The organism is Rivularia sp. PCC 7116 (assembly GCF_000316665.1).
Classification (GTDB): domain Bacteria; phylum Cyanobacteriota; class Cyanobacteriia; order Cyanobacteriales; family Nostocaceae; genus Rivularia.
This window is the reverse complement of the sequence record NC_019678.1, coordinates 6,391,755-6,412,654: the sequence shown is the minus strand read 5'-3', so window position 1 is coordinate 6,412,654 and position 20,900 is coordinate 6,391,755. Positions and strand designations below refer to the sequence as shown.

At 38.1% G+C, this 20,900-nt stretch carries 10 protein-coding genes; 4 read left to right on the top strand and 6 right to left on the bottom strand.

The features are described 5' to 3' along the window. Window positions 1-45: 45 nt before the first annotated feature. Complete coding sequence (locus RIV7116_RS36035) at window positions 46-6,300, top strand: DUF4347 domain-containing protein (RefSeq protein WP_015121072.1); 6,255 nt, start codon at window positions 46-48, stop codon at window positions 6,298-6,300. 156 nt (window positions 6,301-6,456) lie between these two features. Here the strand turns inward: RIV7116_RS36035 and dgt are convergent, their stop codons facing one another. From dgt to RIV7116_RS24760, 4 genes are all read right to left on the bottom strand, one after another. Further along, window positions 6,457-7,776 carry a dGTP triphosphohydrolase gene (dgt, locus tag RIV7116_RS24775; RefSeq protein WP_015121071.1) on the bottom strand — a complete coding sequence of 440 codons (1,320 nt, stop codon included), beginning with the start codon at window positions 7,774-7,776 and terminating at the stop codon, window positions 6,457-6,459. A 176-nt stretch (window positions 7,777-7,952) separates the two neighbouring features. Continuing rightward, window positions 7,953-9,842 carry an ATP-dependent zinc metalloprotease FtsH gene (gene ftsH / locus RIV7116_RS24770; RefSeq protein ID WP_015121070.1) on the bottom strand — a complete coding sequence of 630 codons (1,890 nt, stop codon included), beginning with the start codon at window positions 9,840-9,842 and terminating at the stop codon, window positions 7,953-7,955. 502 nt (window positions 9,843-10,344) lie between these two features. After that, a complete protein-coding gene (locus RIV7116_RS34170) occupies window positions 10,345-14,457 on the bottom strand; it encodes a hypothetical protein (protein ID WP_015121069.1) in 4,113 nt (1,370 codons plus the stop codon). A 451-nt stretch (window positions 14,458-14,908) separates the two neighbouring features. After that, window positions 14,909-15,658 carry a hypothetical protein gene (locus RIV7116_RS24760; protein ID WP_015121068.1) on the bottom strand — a complete coding sequence of 250 codons (750 nt, stop codon included), beginning with the start codon at window positions 15,656-15,658 and terminating at the stop codon, window positions 14,909-14,911. A gap of 479 nt (window positions 15,659-16,137) precedes the next feature. On the opposite strand from RIV7116_RS24760, the gene RIV7116_RS24755 reads away from it, so the two are divergent. Next, window positions 16,138-16,707, top strand: coding sequence for a peptidoglycan-binding protein (locus RIV7116_RS24755; RefSeq protein WP_015121067.1), 570 nt, complete (start codon window positions 16,138-16,140; stop codon window positions 16,705-16,707). Between the two features lie 78 nt (window positions 16,708-16,785). On the opposite strand, the gene RIV7116_RS24750 is transcribed toward RIV7116_RS24755, so the two are convergent. Both RIV7116_RS24750 and RIV7116_RS24745 read right to left on the bottom strand, forming a co-directional pair. Beyond that, complete coding sequence (locus RIV7116_RS24750; protein ID WP_015121066.1) at window positions 16,786-18,234, bottom strand: FAD-binding domain-containing protein; 1,449 nt, start codon at window positions 18,232-18,234, stop codon at window positions 16,786-16,788. A 339-nt stretch (window positions 18,235-18,573) separates the two neighbouring features. Next, window positions 18,574-19,350 (bottom strand): YdcF family protein, encoded by a 777-nt coding sequence (locus tag RIV7116_RS24745; RefSeq protein WP_015121065.1) that lies wholly within the window; start codon window positions 19,348-19,350, stop codon window positions 18,574-18,576. 284 nt (window positions 19,351-19,634) lie between these two features. On the opposite strand from RIV7116_RS24745, the gene RIV7116_RS24740 reads away from it, so the two are divergent. Both RIV7116_RS24740 and RIV7116_RS24735 read left to right on the top strand, forming a co-directional pair. Continuing rightward, complete coding sequence (locus RIV7116_RS24740; RefSeq protein WP_015121064.1) at window positions 19,635-20,180, top strand: acireductone dioxygenase; 546 nt, start codon at window positions 19,635-19,637, stop codon at window positions 20,178-20,180. A gap of 87 nt (window positions 20,181-20,267) precedes the next feature. Beyond that, entirely contained in the window at window positions 20,268-20,897 is a 630-nt protein-coding gene (locus RIV7116_RS24735; RefSeq protein WP_015121063.1) for an HAD-IB family phosphatase, read from the top strand. The last annotated feature ends 3 nt before the right edge of the window (window positions 20,898-20,900 follow it).

The following is a 20,900-nucleotide window of genomic DNA, read 5'->3' as shown; positions in this document are numbered from 1 at the left end:
AAATACCACTGTTTTAAATAGCTATTTAAAAATTGCTGTTCCAAAATGTTTGTAGTCAGCGCTGAAGCGCAAAGATACTTACGAAAAACGGCGATTGAATTGCTGTGCATATTTTTACTCAATTACAGCAATCAAACAATTTTGAAAAAAATCTTAAATAAAGAAAACATGAATAACCGCATTACAAACATTCTTCTTATTGACTCATCAGTTGACAGCTACGAATTTCTACTTGAAGGGATTGTAGGAGAAGTTGAAACAATTGTTCTTGATTCTAAACGTGATGGAATAGAACAAATTACTGAAGTATTTGCAAAAACAAGTGGGGTTGAAACCGTTCACATCGTTTCTCATGGTTCACCCGGTAGTCTTTATTTGGGTAATAGCGAGTTAAATCTCAGTAATCTTGAGTATTACAAGCCTCAATTAGATAATTGGTGTTGTCAAAATTTACTTATTTACGGTTGTAATGTTGCTGCTGGGGATGCTGGTGAAGAGTTTGTAGAGAAATTGCATTGTTTGACTAGTGCTAATATTGCTGCTTCTAAGACTAAGACGGGAAATGCAGAGCTTGGGGGGAATTGGGAGTTAGAGGTTAGAGTTGGAAAGGATTTTGCGGTAGAGAAAGATATTAGTTTGATATTTGAGCAACATACCCTTGCCGAATATAGTGGAGTGTTCGATCCGAATCAAAATCCTGTAATTACCACAACAAACAACACCCTCAACTACACCGAAAACGCTCTCCAAATCATCGATGCAGAAGCAACAATCACCGATATCGACTCACCCAATTTTAACGACGGTACTTTAACGGTTCGCTTCACATCCGGTAATACCGAAAATGACCGTTTATCAATCCGCAATCAAGGTACTGAAGCCACCCAAATCAACGTTGATAACACAATAGTTAAATATAGTGATGTTGAAATCGGAACCTTTAGCGGTGGTGTTATTACTGGAGAGTTAGTTGTTAATTTAAATGAAAACGCAACTCCTACCGCAGTTCAAGCATTATTACGTGCGATTGCTTATCAAAACGTTTCAGATAATCCCGATACTACCGAACGCAATCTTGAATTTATCGTAACTGACGGACAAGGTGGTATTAGCGAAGCAATAAGTAAAACTATCATCATCACTCCCGTAAACGACGCTCCTATAATTGATAAAACATTATTACGTGTTGATGAAAATGCCGAGAAAGGAACTGTTGTAGGTACCTTAACAGCCACCGATCCAGAAGGAACTACTGATTTCTCCGATTGGCAAATTAGAAACAATTCAAAGTTTGATTTAGACGATGACGGTGAGGGTGCTTTTGCGATTAATGCTAATACTGGAGAAATTACGGTTAATGACAGCGACGACCTTAATTATGAAAATAGAACTTATTCATATGTAGATGTAAGTGTAAGCGATGGGCAAGATGTAAGTAAATTCTCATCTATCAGAATTACACTCAATGATGTCAAAGGTACTAATGTGAATGGTACTTCCGAAAACGACAAATTATACGGAACCCCAGAAGCTGAAATAATCTTGGGTAAAGAAGGAAATGACCATATCTACGGAATGGGTGGTAGCGATACCCTTGATGGTGGGGAAGGTATTGATACGGTTCGAGAATCCGCAGATGCTGACTTTAGGTTTTCGTCATCTGGGGGAGAATATAACGGACAGCTTTATAGTTACGAAGCTAATACAAGGAAAAATTTAGGTACTGACAGATTAGAAAATATTGAAAGATTAGCTTTAACTGGTGGCGAAAGCAATAATAAGCTTGATGTTCAATACTTTAATGGAAACGCAAATCTTTCGGGAAAAGGTGGTAATGATTCATTAACTGGCGGACGCGGAAATGATACGCTCAGTGGTGGTACTGGGAATGATACTCTTGACGGTGGAGAAGGTATTGATACGGTTCGAGAAACAGCAGATACTGATTTTTGGCTTCAAGATAACCTACTTAATAGTTCTGATACTGAAACTAAGCAGACTTTAGGTCGCAATACCCTTAAAAATATAGAAAAAGCATCTTTAACAGGTGGTCAAAATGATAATTTCATTAACGCTGAAAAATTTACTGGAAATGTCAATCTTTCTGGAAAAGGCGGAGATGATACTTTAATTGGTGGTTATAGTAACGATATACTCAGCGGTGGTGAAGGAAATGATTCTATTGACGGTGGAGAAGGTATTGATACGGTAAGAGAAACCGCCGATGTTGATTTTCAACTGGAAAATGTTCGACTGGATGATTCTCAACTAAAAACTACTGATTCTAAAACTGGTAGTCAGTTAAGCATCGATCAACTCAAAGATATCGAACGAGTTCAATTAACTGGTGGAGAAAGCAAAAATAAACTTGATGCTTCTCGTTTTAGTGGTAACGTACATCTTTCCGGAAAAGGCGGAAATGATAGCTTAGTTGGTGGAAGTGCAAATGATACTTTAAGCGGTGGCGAAGGTAGCGATACTATTGACGGTGGAGCAGGTATTGATACCTTACGAGAAGCCGCAGATGTTGATTTTAAACTTACAGATAATCAACTTGCCAGCACTGAAGTTAAAACCCGAAACCTTGTAGCTAATGATGAATTAAGAAATATTGAAAGAGTCGTTTTAACCGCAGGTGAAAGTAATAACAAAATAGATGCTTCCGAATTCAGCGGTAACGTTAATCTTTCAGGAAAAGGCGGAAGAGATACCTTAATTGGTGGAAGTGGTAACGACACTTTAAGTGGCGGTGAAGGTGACGATACCCTTGACGGTGGAGAAGGTATTGATAATTTACGAGAAACGGCTGATGCTGACTTTAGATTTTTATCTTCTACTAGAGGAGAATACAGCGGACAGCTTGATAGTTATGAAGCTAATACAAGGAAAACATTAGGTCGTGATAGATTAGATAACATTGAAAGATTATCTTTCACTAGTGGCGAAAGTAACAATATACTCGATCTTAGAAAGTTTAGTGGAAATGTAAATCTTTCAGGAAAAGGCGGAAATGATACGCTTTACGGTGGAAGTGGTAACGACACTTTAAGTGGCGGTGAAGGTGACGATACCCTTGACGGTGGAGAAGGTATTGATAATTTACGAGAAACGGCTGATGCTGACTTTAGATTTTTATCTTCTACTAGAGGAGAATACAGCGGACAGCTTGATAGTTATGAAGCTAATACAAGGAAAACATTAGGTCGTGATAGATTAGATAATATTGAAAGATTAGCTTTAACTGGTGGCGAAAACCGTAACAAAATTGATGTTGCAAACTTTAATGGGAATGTCAATATTTCAGGAAAAGGTGGAAGAGATACATTAATTGGTGGAAGTGGTAATGACATATTAAGTGGGGGTGAAGATTACGACACCCTTGACGGTGGGGAAGGAATTGATACTTTACGAGAAACTGCTGATGCTAATTTTAGACTTACAGACGGGCAACTTGATAGTTACGATGTTAATTCTCGTCAAAATTTAGGTCGTGACAGACTTAACAGCATTGAACGAGCATCTTTAACTGGTGGCGAAACCAACAATTATATTGATGCTTCTGAGTTTAGTGGAAATCTCAATCTTTCAGGAAAAGGTGGAAAAGATACGCTAGCTGGTGGAAGTGGCAACGATAACTTAAATGGCGGCACCGAAAGCGATATCCTTGGTGGTGGAAGTGGTAAAGACACCTTAAGCGGCGGCACCGGAAGCGATACCCTTGACGGTGGAGACGGTATCGATACTTTACGAGAAACAGCTGATGCTGACTTTAGATTTTTATCTTCAAGTAGGGGAGAATACAGTGGATATCTTGAAATTATTGAAGAAAAAACAAGAGAAAGGGATAGAGATAAATTAGATGATATTGAAAGATTATCTTTGACTGGTGGTGAAAGTGATAATAGAATTGATGCTCAATATTTCAAAGGGAGCGTTAATCTTTCAGGAAAAGGCGGTAATGACAGTTTAATTGGCAGTGCTGGAGATGATACTTTAAGCGGTGGTGAAGGTAACGATACTATTGACGGTGGAAAAGGAACCAATACTCTACGAGAAACTGCGGATGTTGATTTTCGATTAGAAGGTAATCCTTTTAACAATTATCAACTGACGAGTTATGATTCACAAACACTTCAACAGTTAAGCACCGATGGAATCAGAAATATCAAATTAGCATCTTTAAGTGGTGGTGAAAGTGATAATAGAATTGATGCATCTCAAGCCTATATCAGCGTTAATTTTGCAGGAAAAGGTGGAAGCGATACTGTAATTGGTGGTTACTTTAACGATACCTTAAGTGGTGGAGAAGGTAACGACACTATTGACGGTGGAGAAGGTATTGATACTTTACGAGAAACAGCAGATACCGACTTTAGAATAATAGGTAATCGAATTGAAAGTTACGATTCAAATACTAGAAGAAATTTAGATAGCGATGAATTTAGAAATATTGAGCGAATATTTTTAACTGGTGGGGAAAGCGACAACAATCTTGAAGCAAGAGATTTTGAAGGTAATATAACTCTTTCCGGAAAAGGTGGAGATGATAGATTAATTAGCGGTAGCGGTAATGATATGCTCAGTGGTGGAGATGGTGATGATACCCTTGACGGTGGAGAAGGTATCGACACTTTACGAGAAACTGCGGATGTTGACTTTAGCCTTAGAAATAACAATCTTTACACTTATGATGTAGAATCTGGTTCAACGTTAGATAGAAATGGACTTAGAAATATTGAGCGAGCATCTTTAACAGGTGGTGAAAGCAATAATGAACTAGACGCAAAATATTTTGACGGTAATGTTAATCTTTCCGGGAAAGGCGGAAGAGATACCCTAATCGGTGGTAGCGGAAATGATATTCTCAGTGGTGGAGAAGGTGACGATACCCTTGACGGTGGAGACGGTATCGATACTTTACGAGAAACGGCAGATGTTGATTTCAAGCTTAGTGGTACTAGTTATCTTTACAGCTACAAAGTAAATACCACCACAATTTTAGATAGAGATTCGCTCAGAAATATTGAACGTATATCTTTAACTGGCGGAGAAAGCAACAATAAAATTGACGCTTCTCAATCAAAAATTAGCGTGAGTCTCGCAGGAAAAAACGGTAACGATAGCTTAATCGGTGGTTTCGCTAACGATACCTTAAGCGGTGGTGAAGGTTATGATACCCTTGATGGTGGAAGCGGAATTGATTCTTTACGAGAAACTGTAAATGCCAATTTCTTACTCACAGATAGTAATCTCAGCATTTTCAACCCTGAAACTCAAAGAGAATTGGGTAAGGATGAAATTAGAAATATCGAACGTGCTATTTTAACCGGCGGTAATTACAGTAATATAATTAGTGCTTCCGGATTTACTGGTACTACTTATCTTTACGGACGTGAAGGTGACGATAGCTTAATTGGTGGTAGCGGAACAGATCATCTTAACGGTGGTGAGGGAGATGACACTCTTGACGGTGGAGACGGGATTGACTACATTCGGGAAACTGTAGATGCTAACTTTAGATTAAAAGATACTCTACTTGAAATTAAACAAGCTAATACCAACAAATATATAGGTAGAGATACGCTCAGAAATATTGAAAGAGCCGTTTTAAGTGGTGGTAGAAGTAACAATGTTATTGACGCAAGATATTTTGATGGAAGTGTTAATCTTTACGGGCGTGACGGTAACGATAGCTTAATCGGGGGTAAAGCTAACGATAACCTTGACGGTGGGCAAGGTGACGATACTATTGATGGTGGAGAAGGTATTGATACCATTCGAGAAACCGCCGATGCTAACTTTAGGCTTACAGACGATTACCTCGATAGCAATGAAGCTAATACTGGCAGAAATCTAGGTAGAGATAGACTTTACAATATTGAACGTGCTGCTTTAACTGGAGGAGATAATAATAATACAATCAATGCTTCTGCTTATACCGGAGCTACTTTCCTTTATGGAAAAGCTGGTAATGATACCTTACTTGGTGGTAGCGGAAATGATTATATCAAAGCTGGCTCGGGTGATGATTTTATCGACGGTGGTATAGGTAGCGATCGCCTTTATGGTGAAGGGGGTAAAGATACTTTTGTTCTAAGCTCTGTTACAGGTAAGGATACTATCTATGATTTTGAAGATGGTGTTGATACTTTAGGTTTATCTGCCGGTTTGAATTTCAGCGATTTGAATATCAAAGCAAGTGGAAACCATACCAATATTATTCAAGGTAATCAAACTTTAGCTACTTTGATTGGTATTGATAGCAGCTTGATTGACGAAAGCGATTTTACTTCTGTTTAAACTTTCACGCATTTTTTCCGTAGCATTTACGTACATCCCTCCTTAATAAGGAGAGGGAACGAGGGTGAGGTTTTAAATGTATTCGACTCGCAATTAAAAGAAACCCGGTTTTTTGGAAAAACCGGGTTTTTGTTTATCTTCAAATCTAAATTCTACTTACAAAGAAATTCCCTTCAGCTTCTTAAACAAGTTTGTAGCGTAGGAATCAGTCATACCGGAAATAAAATCCGTGACTTGCAGAATTTTATAATACGAATCTTGGCGATCGCTAAAAAGATACTGCTGGGGAATTATTTGCTGAAGGAATTCGGCTTTATCACCTTTTGATAGTACGGCATTTGCAAATTCATTGAACAAATAATCTAAAATTTGATGTCCAGCAATACGGGTACTAACAATATCTGGATGTTTGATCACTCTATTTTGAGTTTCCGCACGTGTATCATCAAGTACGGAAGCATATTTACTCAAAGCTAACAATTCTATATCAAATTCACCAGTCAGCATTTCTGACTCTTTTAATAAGAAAATATCGGCAACCTCTTTTACAAGTTTGCTAATAGCGCGAGCGCGTAAATATTTGATTTCTTCTTCCTCTGTATTAGCTTGTTCTTTAATATCAGATTCGGAACGTTGAGCAATAGCATTGAGTAATTGTTTGGCACTCGCAAAAGAAATATATCTCATGCGGAAGCCATCTTCTACATCTACAATTAAATAGCAAATATCATCCGCAGCTTCCATTAAAAAAGCTAGAGGATGTCTTGCCCACCATGCAGCTTTGTTGCTACGACGAATTAATCCTACAGTTTGTGCAACTTCAGCAAATAGCTCTTTTTCTGCTTGAAAAAAATTATATTTAGCTATACTTTTACCTTGATAGCTATTAAGTATATTTTCGGGAATATAAGATTCTCTAGGATATTTTGCAAAAGCTGCTAAAGTCGGGCAAGTAAGCTGCATTCCCCCAATTCTGGGCTGCATTTCCAGATTGCTGATAATTCGGAAGCCTTGAGCATTACCTTCAAATAAATTAAAGTCAGTTTCTTCAATTTTATTGAGAGTAATTTGTGTGGCTGCATACCAGTTTTTAAAACCGCCTTGAATCGCATCTTCCCCAGCATGTCCAAAAGGAGGATTACCGATGTCATGAGCGAGACTTGCAGCAGAAACAATATCTCCGAAATCTGAAGGAGTATAATCTTTTAGATTATGTCTTTTAATAATTTCATTGCCAACAATTGTACCTAAAGAGCGACCGACGCAGGACACTTCAATGCTATGAATTAACCTTGTACGTAAATAATCATTTTCTGATAGGGAATAAACTTGGGTTTTATCTTTTAAACGACGAAAAGGAGATGAAAAAACTAAACGGTCATAATCTCTTTGAAAACAAGTGCGTGCAGATTCAGAATCAATCGGACTAGTTTTACCCAATCTTTGTCTTGTTAAAAGTTGTTGCCATTGCATCATAAAATAAGTTACCAGTTAACAGTTTTCAGAAGGAGCTAGAAATAGGGCATGGGACATTGGAAATAGCTTACGAAGTGATGGGGTGATGATTTTTTATTTTCTTCCTCTCTTACTCCCTCACTCCCTCACTCCCTCACTCTTTCTACCCCCTCCTCCCCTTCTACCCTCTCTCTTCTTTAGGATGCTTGTACTCTGTTCAAGAACGAATATAAAACATCTCCTTCGAGTACTTCATGTTCTAAAAGATATTGAGCCATTTCTTCGAGTAAGTCGCGGTTAGTTTTGAGAATTAATATTGCTTGATGATGGGCATTTTCAATCATTTCTCGAACTTCTCTATCGATGGCTGCTGCTACTACCGAGCTTACAGAGCGACGAGAATTTGGCGAACCATCTAAAAAGGAAGACTGGGCTTTTTCTAATGCAATTGGACCTAGGTTCTGGCTCATTCCGTACATTGTAACCGCTTGTTCGGCTAAATCAGTTGCTTTTTGAATATCGTCGCTTGCGCCCGTAGAAACTTCGCCAAAAACGACTTCTTCAGCACTACGCCCGCCTAATAATGTAGTAATTCTGCCGCGAACTTCACTTTCTAACATTAAGAAACGGTCTTCTTCCGGTAGTTGCAATGTGTAACCCAAAGCACCTACTCCTCTAGGCACAATAGATATTTTTTCCACTTGACCGGATACTAATGCACCGACTATTGCATGACCGCATTCATGATAAGCAACGATTTTCTTTTCGACTGCATTGAGTACCCGAGATTTTTTCTCTAAGCCAGCTATGACCCTTTCTAAGGCTTCGTTGAAGTCTGCTATCGTTACTGCTTCTCGGTGATTCCTGGCAGCTAATAATGCTGCTTCGTTTACTAAGTTGGCTAGGTCTGCACCTGCAAAACCAGGTGTACGTCCAGCAATTATACTTAAGTCAATATCTGCTTGTAACTTAATGTTTTGCGTATGCACCTTTAAAATAGCCAAACGTCCCAGCTTATCTGGACGATCTACTACTACTTGTCTGTCGAAACGTCCCGGACGCAGCAAAGCTTTATCTAATATTTCCGGTCGGTTGGTTGCAGCGATGATAATTATTCCCGTATTCGCTTCAAAACCATCCATCTGGGTTAACATCTGATCTAGAGTTTGTTCGCGTTCTTCATTACTAGAAGCAAACACTCCAGAACCACCTCTGGACTTACCCAAAGCATCTAATTCATCGATGAATACAATACAGGGAGACAACTGTTTTGCTTGGTTAAACAAATCTCGAACTCTGGCAGCACCTACCCCGACGAACATCTCCATGAATTCAGAACCGGAAACGTTAATAAATGGAACTCCAGCTTCCCCTGCGACAGCTTTAGCGAGAAGAGTTTTACCAGTTCCTGGCGGTCCAATTAATAAAACTCCTTTAGGAATTTTTGCTCCTAGTTGAGTGTATCTATCGGGATTTTTGAGAAAGTCTATTATTTCCTCTAATTCTGCTTTAGCTTCATCAATCCCGGCAACATCAGCAAAGGTAACTTTTACTCCGTTTGCATCTCCAAGGTAAACTCTAGCTTTACTTTTACCAGCATTCAAAGGATTGGAAGCATCCCCTCCACTTTGAACGCGATTAGCAAACCAAATGACTATCAAAAAGATTAAAAATGGTGGAATAAACCAACCTAAAGCTGTAAATATCCAGTTTCCACCACTATCTGGGCGGACTCCAAATTCTACCTTGTTATCTTCGAGCAATTGAGGTAAAGTTTGGTCTTTTGGCAAAGGAACGGTTACATAAGATTTTTCCGGAGGAATTAATCTACCGGACTTAGATTTTTTAGCTTTATTTAAATCAGTTTTAAGAAAGTATTCTACTTTATTTTCTTTGACTATAACTTTACCGACTTTTCCTTCCCTTACTTGATTGCGAAATTGACTGTAAGGCACCTCTGTTTTACTCGGATAATTAAATAAAGGGAAAAAACCTAAAAATAAAAACAATATTATAATTGTAAGCAAACATCCACCAAAGTTTCCTTGTTTTTGAGGATTTGGGTATCTATCATTTTCAATTTGCATTTTTAGGTTTTACTCTTAAGTAAAAAGGTGTTATGGCGAACCTTAATTCAGTTCCATGAATCAGCGAAAGTGTTACTAACTAGTTTAAAATAAAAAGATTTATTTTAGTGTTAACTTGATGACGCTTAAGATATACAAAAAAATAATTATACTAAAACTATTCGGGTTTGTATCATTAATCGTATTAAATAATAGTACATATGTAAGATTTTTAAGTAAAAGCTCTTATTACAATAATACTTTTAAATAACTTAAGCATTATTACATTATAGTTATAATAAAAAGAAAAATAAAATCATATCATTCAACTATAAATACTCTCTGAATTATTATTTTTAACTAATTAAATATATATCTAATTACTTAATTTTCTCTATTTAAAACTAAGTAATTCTGGGAAAATTACAAAGGAACATCAAAAAAATACTGGCGAAAATCAAACGATTTATAATCATCACCAAAAGACTATTACAGTAAATTATACCTAACTTCCGGATAAATTTTATTCCCACTCTTTAAATTCGCTATTGATATTGCGAAGTAGAGAACTTAGCTGTTGACGACGACTTTCAAAATTAGCTGCAATAAAAATTAAAGTAATTCCAACCAGCAAACCTACCACCCATTTCAGAAAAGGATAGTCCAAGGTAAATATTACTAAATGATAAAAAGCTGTTGCCAAAAAAGATGCGGTGCCAATATACAAAAAGGCGCGTATTCTTAATCCTAATCCCGCAAATATTCCTATCAGACTAAGAATTCCCGGTATTAAAACTGCATTTTGATAGAATAGAGTTGCATATCCACAAATAATTCCGCTGCCTAATATTCTTAACCCGTGACGATATGCTTTATTTTGCGGTAGTTTAAGTTGTAAATCAAATTGAGCAATATATAGTAACGATAAGCCAATTGAGGAAATATACCATAAAGCACTGGTGAAATTTGAATCGATAAACCAGCGCCACAATACCCAATTAACCAAGGCTAAACTGATATAAGTAAAGCGAATTTGCCGAACAATTTTAGCAATGAAAATATAATAAGCGGCTATAAGTAATAAAGAAATAGAATAAATTTGTATTCTGGTTTCCCACAGATAAAATAACGGCAGTATATATGCAGTTATCCGCCAAGGTTTTTTAGACCATCCCCAACGTTCCCACGGTAAAATGTAGAGTACATAACCAACTATGCAGGAAACTCCTGCTATCCAAGGACGTATTTGCTGTAGAAAAACGCTTACTACGGAAGCTGGCGGTATAAAATATCTGAAACAAGCAATTTGTATTAAACCAATATAAACCCAAATGTCTGCTTCTGTAATATTTCCCGAATTTGATTGCGAGCTTAGTGTATTGCTATTTCTTCCTTGAAATATTGCATAGCAACTCAGAAATAAACCCGTTGCTAATGCCAATTTATATGCTTCTACAGGATTACCTATTGTCGCTGCTAATAACACGGTACCCAAAGCCCAATGAGAATGAGCAAATATTTTCAATTCTTGGGATTTGAGCTTGAGATAACTTTTTAACCAACGCGATAATAGCCGATAGCTATAGGCAATAATCGTAGCTAGTGTAGCCAAGATAATCCAACCATCACCAACAGCACCACCAGAAGCGGCTTGCTTTAGCTGATAGAATAAAAGTTCGTATGCAGCTATTGATACTCCGACAAGTCCTAAGTATAGTAGTGGTTTTAGTTTTTTATTGCGTCTTCCGATACTAATTACAATCCAGGCAACAGCCAGCGTTGATAAACCAGTCCAGCTATCAAAAGTGTTATAGCGCAGCAATACCCCGAAACCAGCATATAGTAAAGGTAGAATATGCCAGCGGTTGGGAAGTTCTCCACCATAGTGTTTATTTTGCAACCACTCACCTATAAGCTGTGTAATTAAACCTAAAACGATATTTGCAATTGCAACATAAATAAGTTGGGGTGCTTGTTGGTTAGTAACCTCGTAAATCCCAAATTCTAATATTTCAATCAGATACAATTCCAATAATTCCACACCCCAGCCAATACCGTAAAATGTCCAATTGGCGAATTTGTGGAAATGACGGAACGATAAAGCTAGTAAAATAATAGCTGTGGCAGCTGCATACAGTAAAACATTAGATTCAACAAACAAGTAAATCGAGATTGCATGTATGCTCAATAGCAGCAATTCGCAACCGCAAAGCGCACTAGCCCAAAAATCTGTAGCTACTGCATATATAGTTGCTAACTCATTTTCCCGCTTCAATGATTTGTGAATCAACCACAAGAAAAGAGTGATAACGGCAGTAAATATAAACCAACCTGCAAGGGATAGCCGAGCAAATTCCCATACGCCTGCAAAAATAAAACTTAAACAAAAGCCTACTGTAATTACCGCAGATGGCTTATTCCTTAAATATCTCGTATTTACAAACATCGTCACCATACCTACGGCTAAACCGATTAACCTAATTTGCGGTAGCGGTAACGTTAAAAATTGAGCAGTTATGACTGTTAGAATACTAAGATTTGTCAGATTTTGCCGATTTAAATTTCTTTCTCTATTACGGGTGCCCATAACACTCAGCGTTATAGGCGTGGCTAACCAAGTTAATCCCCAGTTTGTTAGATTGAAATCAATACTATTACTCAATTGAAAATTCGTTGATAGTAGTAAATAACTAGAGCCAGCGAGCATCCAACCAATATGCCATGCACTACGGCAACCGATGCCATCACCAACGCTAAATAACCATTCAGCAACCATCACAACTAAACAAACAACCGCCCAAATTTGTTGCGGAAGACTCGGGAAGAATAAATTTATCCAAGAGAAAAGAGTCAGTATTGCGGTTGTGTGAGTTAGGTAGGTGAGGGGGAGGAGGGAGGTGAGAGATGGGGGAGATGGGGGAGAGGGGGAAGAGGGGGGAGAGGGGGAAGAGGGGGGAGAAAATATTTTGTGAAAGTGTTGGTGGGTGACGATTGCTAGGGTAATTGTAGATAACAGTAAGTTGAGGGAACGTAATGTGGGATTTGTTATTGCGATCGCAGTTAAAGTAAGTCCTAAAATTAAGGTTAATATTTCGCCAAAACTTGCTAAATCGATTTTTTTGGTAGTGCGAGCATCTTGCTCGCTAGATTTAAAACTATTAGTTTGCTCGCTAGAATTATCAACATTTTGCTTGTCTCTGCTTTGATAAGGTAGGAAATTAGATGCTCCCACTACGATTCTTCGGGTATTTCTCAAATTATCTGTAAACGCCACCATAAAGATAACGTAGGGAAATAACCCAACGCTTAACAATGCCCAAGGATTATCTTGAGAATTAGTAAATTGAGTCGCAAATGTAATAATCGAAGAATGAAAATCATCTGGTAATAATCGCCAACCCAAGCAAACTGACTGCAAACCAACGGCAAAGAAAGCAGTTAAATCCCTTCTAAAACTATATAAATGCAGCCGACTGTGAAAAAACCATAACCCCAAACCGCTAACGGCAATTGCTTGTAGAGGATTACTCCAAACCGTAACAAACCAACCGAGGAATAATAAAATGCCGCCGATGGTTTGTGAGGGGAAGATAGGGAGAGAGGGGGTAGAGGCGGTAGAACTTTCTCTTCGTCTAGTTGTCTCTTGCTGTGCTAACCAAGCTATTAACCAACCGCAAATACCAATAGCTAAACCTAGTTGAGAAATATTGATGCCAGCACCAATAATTGCTCGTAGTAATAATATTATTGAGGAGTAAATAATTATGGTGGCAGGTAAATTTTTGCCCCAAGATGATTGAAAAATAATTCTTTTCTCTCCCCCTTCTTCCCCCTCTCTCCTATCAGCTTTAATATGTTGGAAAACGGTAATTACAGTTGTTCCAATAAAAGCTAAATAAACTGCAATTAAAGGGAATCCGGAAATTTTCCAACCCCAATGTAGATAACTTAATCCGAGAATATTTATAAAAGATAATTTACTAACTGGAATACTTCCGGTAAATATTGACTGCTTTGCTAGTAATGCAGTTATTCCTGTCAAAAGAATTGAAGCAATACCAATTAAAACCAAACTTATGGGATTCCGCCACAAACCTAAGCCATCCATTGCCCAAAAATTGATTGGAATTAGTAGCATTGTGACAATATGCAAAGCGGCACTCGTCAACCGTAGATTTGCTTGTTTACCAGTCCAGAAACTTAGCCCCCAAAAACCCAGAGTGTAAGCAAATAAAACTCCATATTGCAGAAAAGCTGTAAATCTTTCCCATTGACTTGCAGCAAGCGCACCAGAAGAAACTATTACGGTGAACATTCCTAAAAACAGCAGCCAACGGACGCTGAATTCTGCCCGTAATGAATGCCACATACTACTTAATAAGCTGGGTGTAGCAGTCTGCTTGGGCTTTTCCGCAGGTTTACGTGGTTGAGGAGTTACTGTCTCAGGCTGCTTTTGAGGTAGGATTTGAGGCTCTAGAATTACCTTGCAACTCAGATATTGCCAGCAGAATTGTCTAACTTGACTGTCAGATATCAAATTCAGGCGCAACCATTCATCTAACCCCTCTAATAAATGCGGATGTTCCGAAGGAAGCGTAACTTCAAATTTTAGTGGGCGATTAAAGTTAGATGACATAATTCAACTCACCCTAATAACACAATAATTACATCATTCCTTAGATGCATATCTTGTTGTGAGTTGTTTATGACACTTCGCGGGTTGAATCATGGACATTTCTGAACGCAAAGGGGCGCGGAGGTAAGCGAAGCGTTAGCGAAGCTTGTCCAAAGGACATAAAGTGCGGTCTTGGGGATCTCCCCCATGAGCAACTTTTCAAGACAAAGTAACGCAGAGTTTTTTTTGAGTGTATTACGGCTATGAAAGAATTTAATCAAAAGGAATAATATCATGTCCGGTTAAACACTTATCATATCTGTGGGGGCTGGTAATAGGTAATGGGTAATAGGTAATAAAAAATTATGAGAAGTTCCGTTATGTAGTAAATAATTAACCGGACTTTATATCAATTGGCAGTGTGCCTTAACGCACCATTTATTACTGGTGCGTTATGTTACGTAGGTATAGGTTATGGGCGTTGATTTTTATTGCGTTTCAGCGTCAAAACACCACCTAATGCCATAGGAGCCAGCAAACCCAAAATTCCGTTATGTTCTGGTACTGTCTGCACTGGAGTAGGAAGAGGTCCGTTTCCGCTACCGTTGGTAATATTATTACTTGCTATATAAGTACCGCCTGGGCCGCTTGGTGCTTGGGTGGTTTGCCAAAAGAAGGTTATTGTTTCTGGGTTTGAGCTATTGGTATCCCAGTTTTCTCCACCCGATAAAGTCCATGCTAAGCTACCGTCGTTAAGTTGTTTAATATCGAAACTGCCATCGGAACCGAGTGCGTTTTCTGCTTGGGAAAAGCTATATCCTGCAACACCGTTAAATCCAGCAGCATCAAAGCCTAAACTGAATTCTTGGACATCATTAAACTCTATGGTGTTTTCTGGTAGAGGAAAGGGAGCATCGTTAGGAAAATCAACACCGGGAGTTACTTGATGTACGTAAGTATAAATTGTCCCCTGTGGATTCTGTGGTGGTAAACATTCACTAAAACCTGGGGGACAAGATACGCTGCTTGTTAAATCTCCCAAGCCTTGGTTATTCGCATTAACTAAAGATGTCTCTACTTCTGGCCCTACTGGCCCAACTATCGTAGCCCCTAAGTTTAAATCATCAAAGTTTGTCGGTATTAAAGATGCGGCATTGGCTTTTTGTGCAGATAAACCGAATAAGCTAAATGCAATAAATATGGGAAAAATTTTTTTATTCATGAAAATAATCTTGGTGAAATTACTGAAACGATAAGCGACTTGTTAAGTAAGTAAATTCATCGTTGCGAGATGTAGATTACTATAAATTTAATTACTTAAAATTTGCTGAGAATTTAAGTAAGATTTATTGAAGATTAACAATCATTCAGGAAACGGTGTATTGCTAGGCTGTGTACTTTGATAAAATTTCGACATTTTTGATTCATACAACTTTTATGTCGGGAATAATCGAAATATTAAGCCCTCACCCCGCCTTCGGCTCCCCTCTCCCAAGCTTGGGAGAGGGGTTGGGGGAGAGGGCAATATCTTTAGGCTAAGACACGTTTTTGTATGGATTTTTATGCTTTAAAAAGCACAAAGTACACAGCCTAGTGTATTGCTCTGTTCCAGTAAATTGCTTGTTGGATTGGTAAAATTTATCGGGAATCGGGGGATTGTATTTGTAGCAAATAACATCATATTAACTGTGGAAAAATCTGATGCCAAATACTTTCGTAATCCTAAAACAAGGCTCAACAGGTCCAGATGTAATTAGATTACAAGAGGACTTACAACGGCTTAATTATTATTCTGGTGCAATAGATGGTAATTTTGGACCAATAACAAAACAAGCTGTAATTGAATTTCAACAGGCTCGTGGATTAACTGCTGACGGAATCGTTGGTGAAAATACACGCTCAGAAATAAATCGAATACTTTGCTATTCTTTTCCGATAAATCAATGGCGACGGATGAGTGAGGAGGAGGAAATTAAGGAAATTAAATCGTTAATTAACGATCGCACGGCTGTAGCTGCATTAAATCAGGTAGCTTTGGAAAATTTTGTTGGTTATGATTGTACCCGCCGTTTTTATGTTCATGAAGAATTATATGGCGTATATAGTCTAATGCGTGTGAAATGCAGTACACCAAGGGGGAATTCTGCGGCGATTGGTTATGATGAAATTCGAGTAATATTTAATCGCTTTGAAGGTCATATTGAAGGTTTTGATATAGAACGTGTTTCTGAAGAAACTGGTCTTCCTATAATCCAATTACCTGAAGATTAAACGCCAAGGGGCGCAGAGGAACGCAAAGATAAATATTTTTGGCATCCGTGCAAATTGTGCTAGATGCCTTAGTTCTAATTAACCTAAACTTGCAATTTTATCTTTTTGAGTTTTATACATTTCCTTAAACGCTCTTTGCTGCTTTTTGTGTTCTACAATTGGCTCTGGATAACCAACAGCTTGACGTTCTAAAGGTGTAATTTTTCCTGTTACTAAATACTCGGCATCCATTGAACTTAATTCTGGTACCCATTGCCGAATATATTCACCTTCTGCATCAAATTTCTGTGCTTGAGATGCTGGATTAAAAATCCTTACTGGTTTGGGGTCCATTCCACTAGAAGCACTCCACTGCCAACCACCATTATTAGCAGATAAATCCCCATCAATTAGTCTTTGCATAAAGTATTTTTCACCTAATTGAGGATTTAATAGCAAATCTTTTGTAAGAAAACTAGCAACAATCATCCGACAGCGATTGTGCATCCAACCAATTTGATTTAATTGTCGCATTGCTGCATCAACTATGGGATATCCGGTTTTTCCTTCACACCAAGCTTGAAAATGTTCATCGTTATCTTCCCAAGGAAAATTCTTGAAAGCATCGCGATAAGCTCCTGATGCTAATTCTGGGAAGTGATACATTGCGTGTTGATAAAATTCTCTCCAAGCTATTTCTTTTTGCCAAGTACGGATATTATTTTCTAATTCATCGCTGCGACTATTTTCTAAAGCTTCTTCGGTGGCTTCCCATACGGTACGAATACCAATTACACCAAATTTCAAAGCCGCACTTAACCTTGATGTACCGTCAATTGCAGGAAAGTTTCTTTGTTCTTGATATTCATTAATATTGCTATAGCAAAATTCTTCTAACCTATCTTTTGCTGCTTCTTCCCCAGGTTCAATAATTAATTCTCCATCCCAATGAAATCCTAAATCTTTCGCTGTGGGTAATTCAACCGTTCCGGCTTTAATTGCTGCTTCTTTTTCTTCTGCTGTTAATCCTTCAAATTTATCGGCTATTTTTACCGGAGAGTCTTTAGGTTTACTAATCCAATTTTTCCAAAAAGGTGTATAAACTGTATAAGGTTTATCGGAACCTGTACGAATTTCTTCTGGTGTTTTGAGAATTTGATCCCAATTCTTTTCTAAATATTCAATACCTTGCTCTTGCAGCGCATCAATCACATCTGCATCTCGCTGTTGAGAATATGGTTCCACATCCCAATTCCAAAATACAGCTTTGGAATTCAAAGCTTTTGCTAACTTCGCAATTGCTACAACCGGATTGTCCCAAAGTATTAATAATTGGCTACCCATTTGAGCATATCTTTCTTGCAGCTTCTGCAAACAGCCAATCATATAAGTTACCCTTACCGCTGCAACATCGTCCCCTTTGAGAATATTGGGATCGAGACAGAAAACACCCACTACCTTATGAGTTTTTTTCAATGCTGCGGCTATTCCAGTATTATCAGAAATCCGTAAATCGCGACGATGCCAAAACAAAATTAAATCGGACATATATCTGGCTTTAATAGTTCTATTGTACTAAACTGTAGACAATGAATTACAATAGCATCTTTTGGAAGTTGGGAATAGGGAATTGGTAATTGGGGATTGGGCATGGGGCATTGGGGATTGGGCATTGGGAGTTTTAGAAATAGAATAAGGTGCTATGTTCCACAGCACCCCGAAAGAAAATGTATTAATTTCAGAACTTACGCAACTGTCATAAGGCTTGGATGGTGCGTGACACCACAAGTCTTATTACTACGTTGAAAATTGATCCAAGTGTCACAGCACCCTACGAAAAAATATGTCGTTTGCGTAAGTCCTAAATTTATTACTTGTAATTCAAAATTAACCTTTAACCTCTAACCTTTGACTTACAAATTGTGTTTGTTCTTGTTGAGCCATGTTTTGAGGGGCTAATCTTCCTCCCAATCCATATTTCACTAAGCCCATATACTCATAAATCATCATCATTGCTTTTCTGCTTTGAGTGAGATGGGGTACTGGGCTTTGGTGCGGAATCACTTCAAATCCCACATTGCGGAATGTTAAGAGCGATCGCAGCATGTGTGGGGGATCTGTAACTAAGATAATTTTTTTGATTCCTTGAGGCATCAACATAGAAGCTGTAAACAAAGCGTTTTCTTTGGTAGTTCTCGAACAGTGTTCTTCGTTAAGAGCTTCTGAGGGTACACCTTGACGTTTTAATTTGTTAACTATTTCGGTTCCGTCACCGGAGCCGCTAGCGAAGATTACAGGTGCTCTTTGAGATTCCCAAAGATTGGCGGCAACTTTAACTCTCGAATCTCTAAAAGCTCCCCCACGCCCTAAGACTACAATCGCATCGGCGGTTTGTCCTTTGTCTGGGGGAACAAATGCAACTAAACCCTTGTTGGCAACAGCGGTTGTTAAAGGAAATTGAGCGCTAAAATAAGTTACTAATAGTAAAACCCCGAAACCACTCCACAAACGTTTCCAACGAAACCGAGGAGCAATCCAAGGTAGGAAAATTAAAAATAATAGTGGCAATACTACTAAAATCGGAGTCATTAGCCAATCGGCGAACGCTGATTTGACTTGGAGCCATTGACTAACAGGGCGATGACATAAAGCTGGATCAAGCATTGGTTTTATCTGTTAAGAAATATGAATGCTCTTTCTTGCCATGTTAAACTACTTTTTCAATAGATGCCCATATGCTTTAAATCCTTGCTACAACTATTTTTGAAGCGATACAGCTAGTATACAGGTCTTAATTAAACAGTTGACAATATGAACTGTTAATAATTTAAAGCATTCGATTTTATAAAGCTTATTGCCGTCCGGAAAATGTTGTTGAGTGATATCTTAATTTATGTGATTCAAAACACTTTTAACCTATTCATAATCAACAATTAAAAAATTTAGTTATGGCAATTCTGAAATTAGAAGATGGTACAGTTTATACAGATTTGCAATCTATTAGCCAAGAATTAGCCCCATTAAACGTTCAACTTGATTATTGGGCGATTGGAGAAGATGGGCAGATAAATCAAAAGCTGACAAAAGCAAGTTTGGATGATAGTGAAAAAGAAGAAGTATTGAAAGGTTTAGATAAGTATTTCGAGCAGCTAAAGCAAGAAGCAGGCTATCAAGAAAGGGACTTGATAGTTTTGCATCCGGAAATACCAAATTTAGATGACATGTTGAAAAAATTTGATAGCATACACACTCATGCAGATGATGAAGTACGCTACATCGTAGATGGAGAAGGAATTTTCGGTTTTGTGCGTCCCGACGGCAGCCAAGTAGAACTAACAATACAGCCACAAGAATACATTAACGTTCCTGCCGGTTGCGAGCATTGGTTTTATTTAACACCTGCACGTCGGATTAAAGCAGTGCGTTATTTCATTGGTAAGGAAGGCTGGGTTCCTGAATATACGGGAAGGGAAAAGGTAATTGGTAATTGGTAATGGCGCATGGGGAATGGGGCTATTTAAAATTTTGATTTCTAACAACTAACAACTAACAACCAACAACTAATAACTAATAACTAATTCATGCAGCGAATTGTCTTTTGTGATTTTGACGGAACTATCACTGCGGAAGAAACTTTTGTTGCGGTGTTGAAACATTTTGCTCCGGAGGTTTCCCAAAAGCTGATTCCTCAAATGTATGCAAAACAAATAACCTTGCGGCAAGGAGTGAAGCAGATTCTGGAATCTATTCCGTCTTCTTGTTATCAAGAAATGATGGATTATGTTCGCGATAAGCCGATACGTCCGGGATTTGTGGAATTTTTGAGTTTTTTACGACTTCATGATGTTCCTATAGTTATCGTTTCGGGGGGACTGCGAAATATTATAGAAGTTGTTTTGGGAGATTTGCTCGAACAAATTGATGGTTATCATGCTGTTGACGTGGATAGAAATGGCGAATACTTACGGGTAGATTCCAAATTTGAACAAGGTGATGAATTAGTTGCCAAAGTTCAAGTGATGGAAAAGTATCCAGCTGATGAGAAGATTGCTATAGGTGATTCGTTAACCGATTTAAATATGTCGTTACAAGTACCAATGGTATTTGCTCGCGACCGTTTAGCACAGTATCTAGAAGAACATTCTAAACCGTATATTCTCTGGAATGACTTTATCGATATACGCGATCGCCTAGCAGATTTGTGGAAGTAAGTT

Excerpts from the sequence above, each read along its gene's own strand:
- RIV7116_RS36035 (WP_015121072.1), top strand. The coding sequence starts at position 46 with ATGTTTGTAGTCAGCGCTGAAGCGCAAAGATACTTACGAAAAACGGCG.
- dgt (WP_015121071.1), bottom strand. The coding sequence starts at position 7,776 with ATGATGCAATGGCAACAACTTTTAACAAGACAAAGATTGGGTAAAACT.
- ftsH (WP_015121070.1), bottom strand. The coding sequence starts at position 9,842 with ATGCAAATTGAAAATGATAGATACCCAAATCCTCAAAAACAAGGAAAC.
- RIV7116_RS34170 (WP_015121069.1), bottom strand. The coding sequence starts at position 14,457 with ATGTCATCTAACTTTAATCGCCCACTAAAATTTGAAGTTACGCTTCCT.
- RIV7116_RS24760 (WP_015121068.1), bottom strand. The coding sequence starts at position 15,658 with ATGAATAAAAAAATTTTTCCCATATTTATTGCATTTAGCTTATTCGGT.
- RIV7116_RS24755 (WP_015121067.1), top strand. The coding sequence starts at position 16,138 with ATGCCAAATACTTTCGTAATCCTAAAACAAGGCTCAACAGGTCCAGAT.
- RIV7116_RS24750 (WP_015121066.1), bottom strand. The coding sequence starts at position 18,234 with ATGTCCGATTTAATTTTGTTTTGGCATCGTCGCGATTTACGGATTTCT.
- RIV7116_RS24745 (WP_015121065.1), bottom strand. The coding sequence starts at position 19,350 with ATGCTTGATCCAGCTTTATGTCATCGCCCTGTTAGTCAATGGCTCCAA.
- RIV7116_RS24740 (WP_015121064.1), top strand. The coding sequence starts at position 19,635 with ATGGCAATTCTGAAATTAGAAGATGGTACAGTTTATACAGATTTGCAA.
- RIV7116_RS24735 (WP_015121063.1), top strand. The coding sequence starts at position 20,268 with ATGCAGCGAATTGTCTTTTGTGATTTTGACGGAACTATCACTGCGGAA.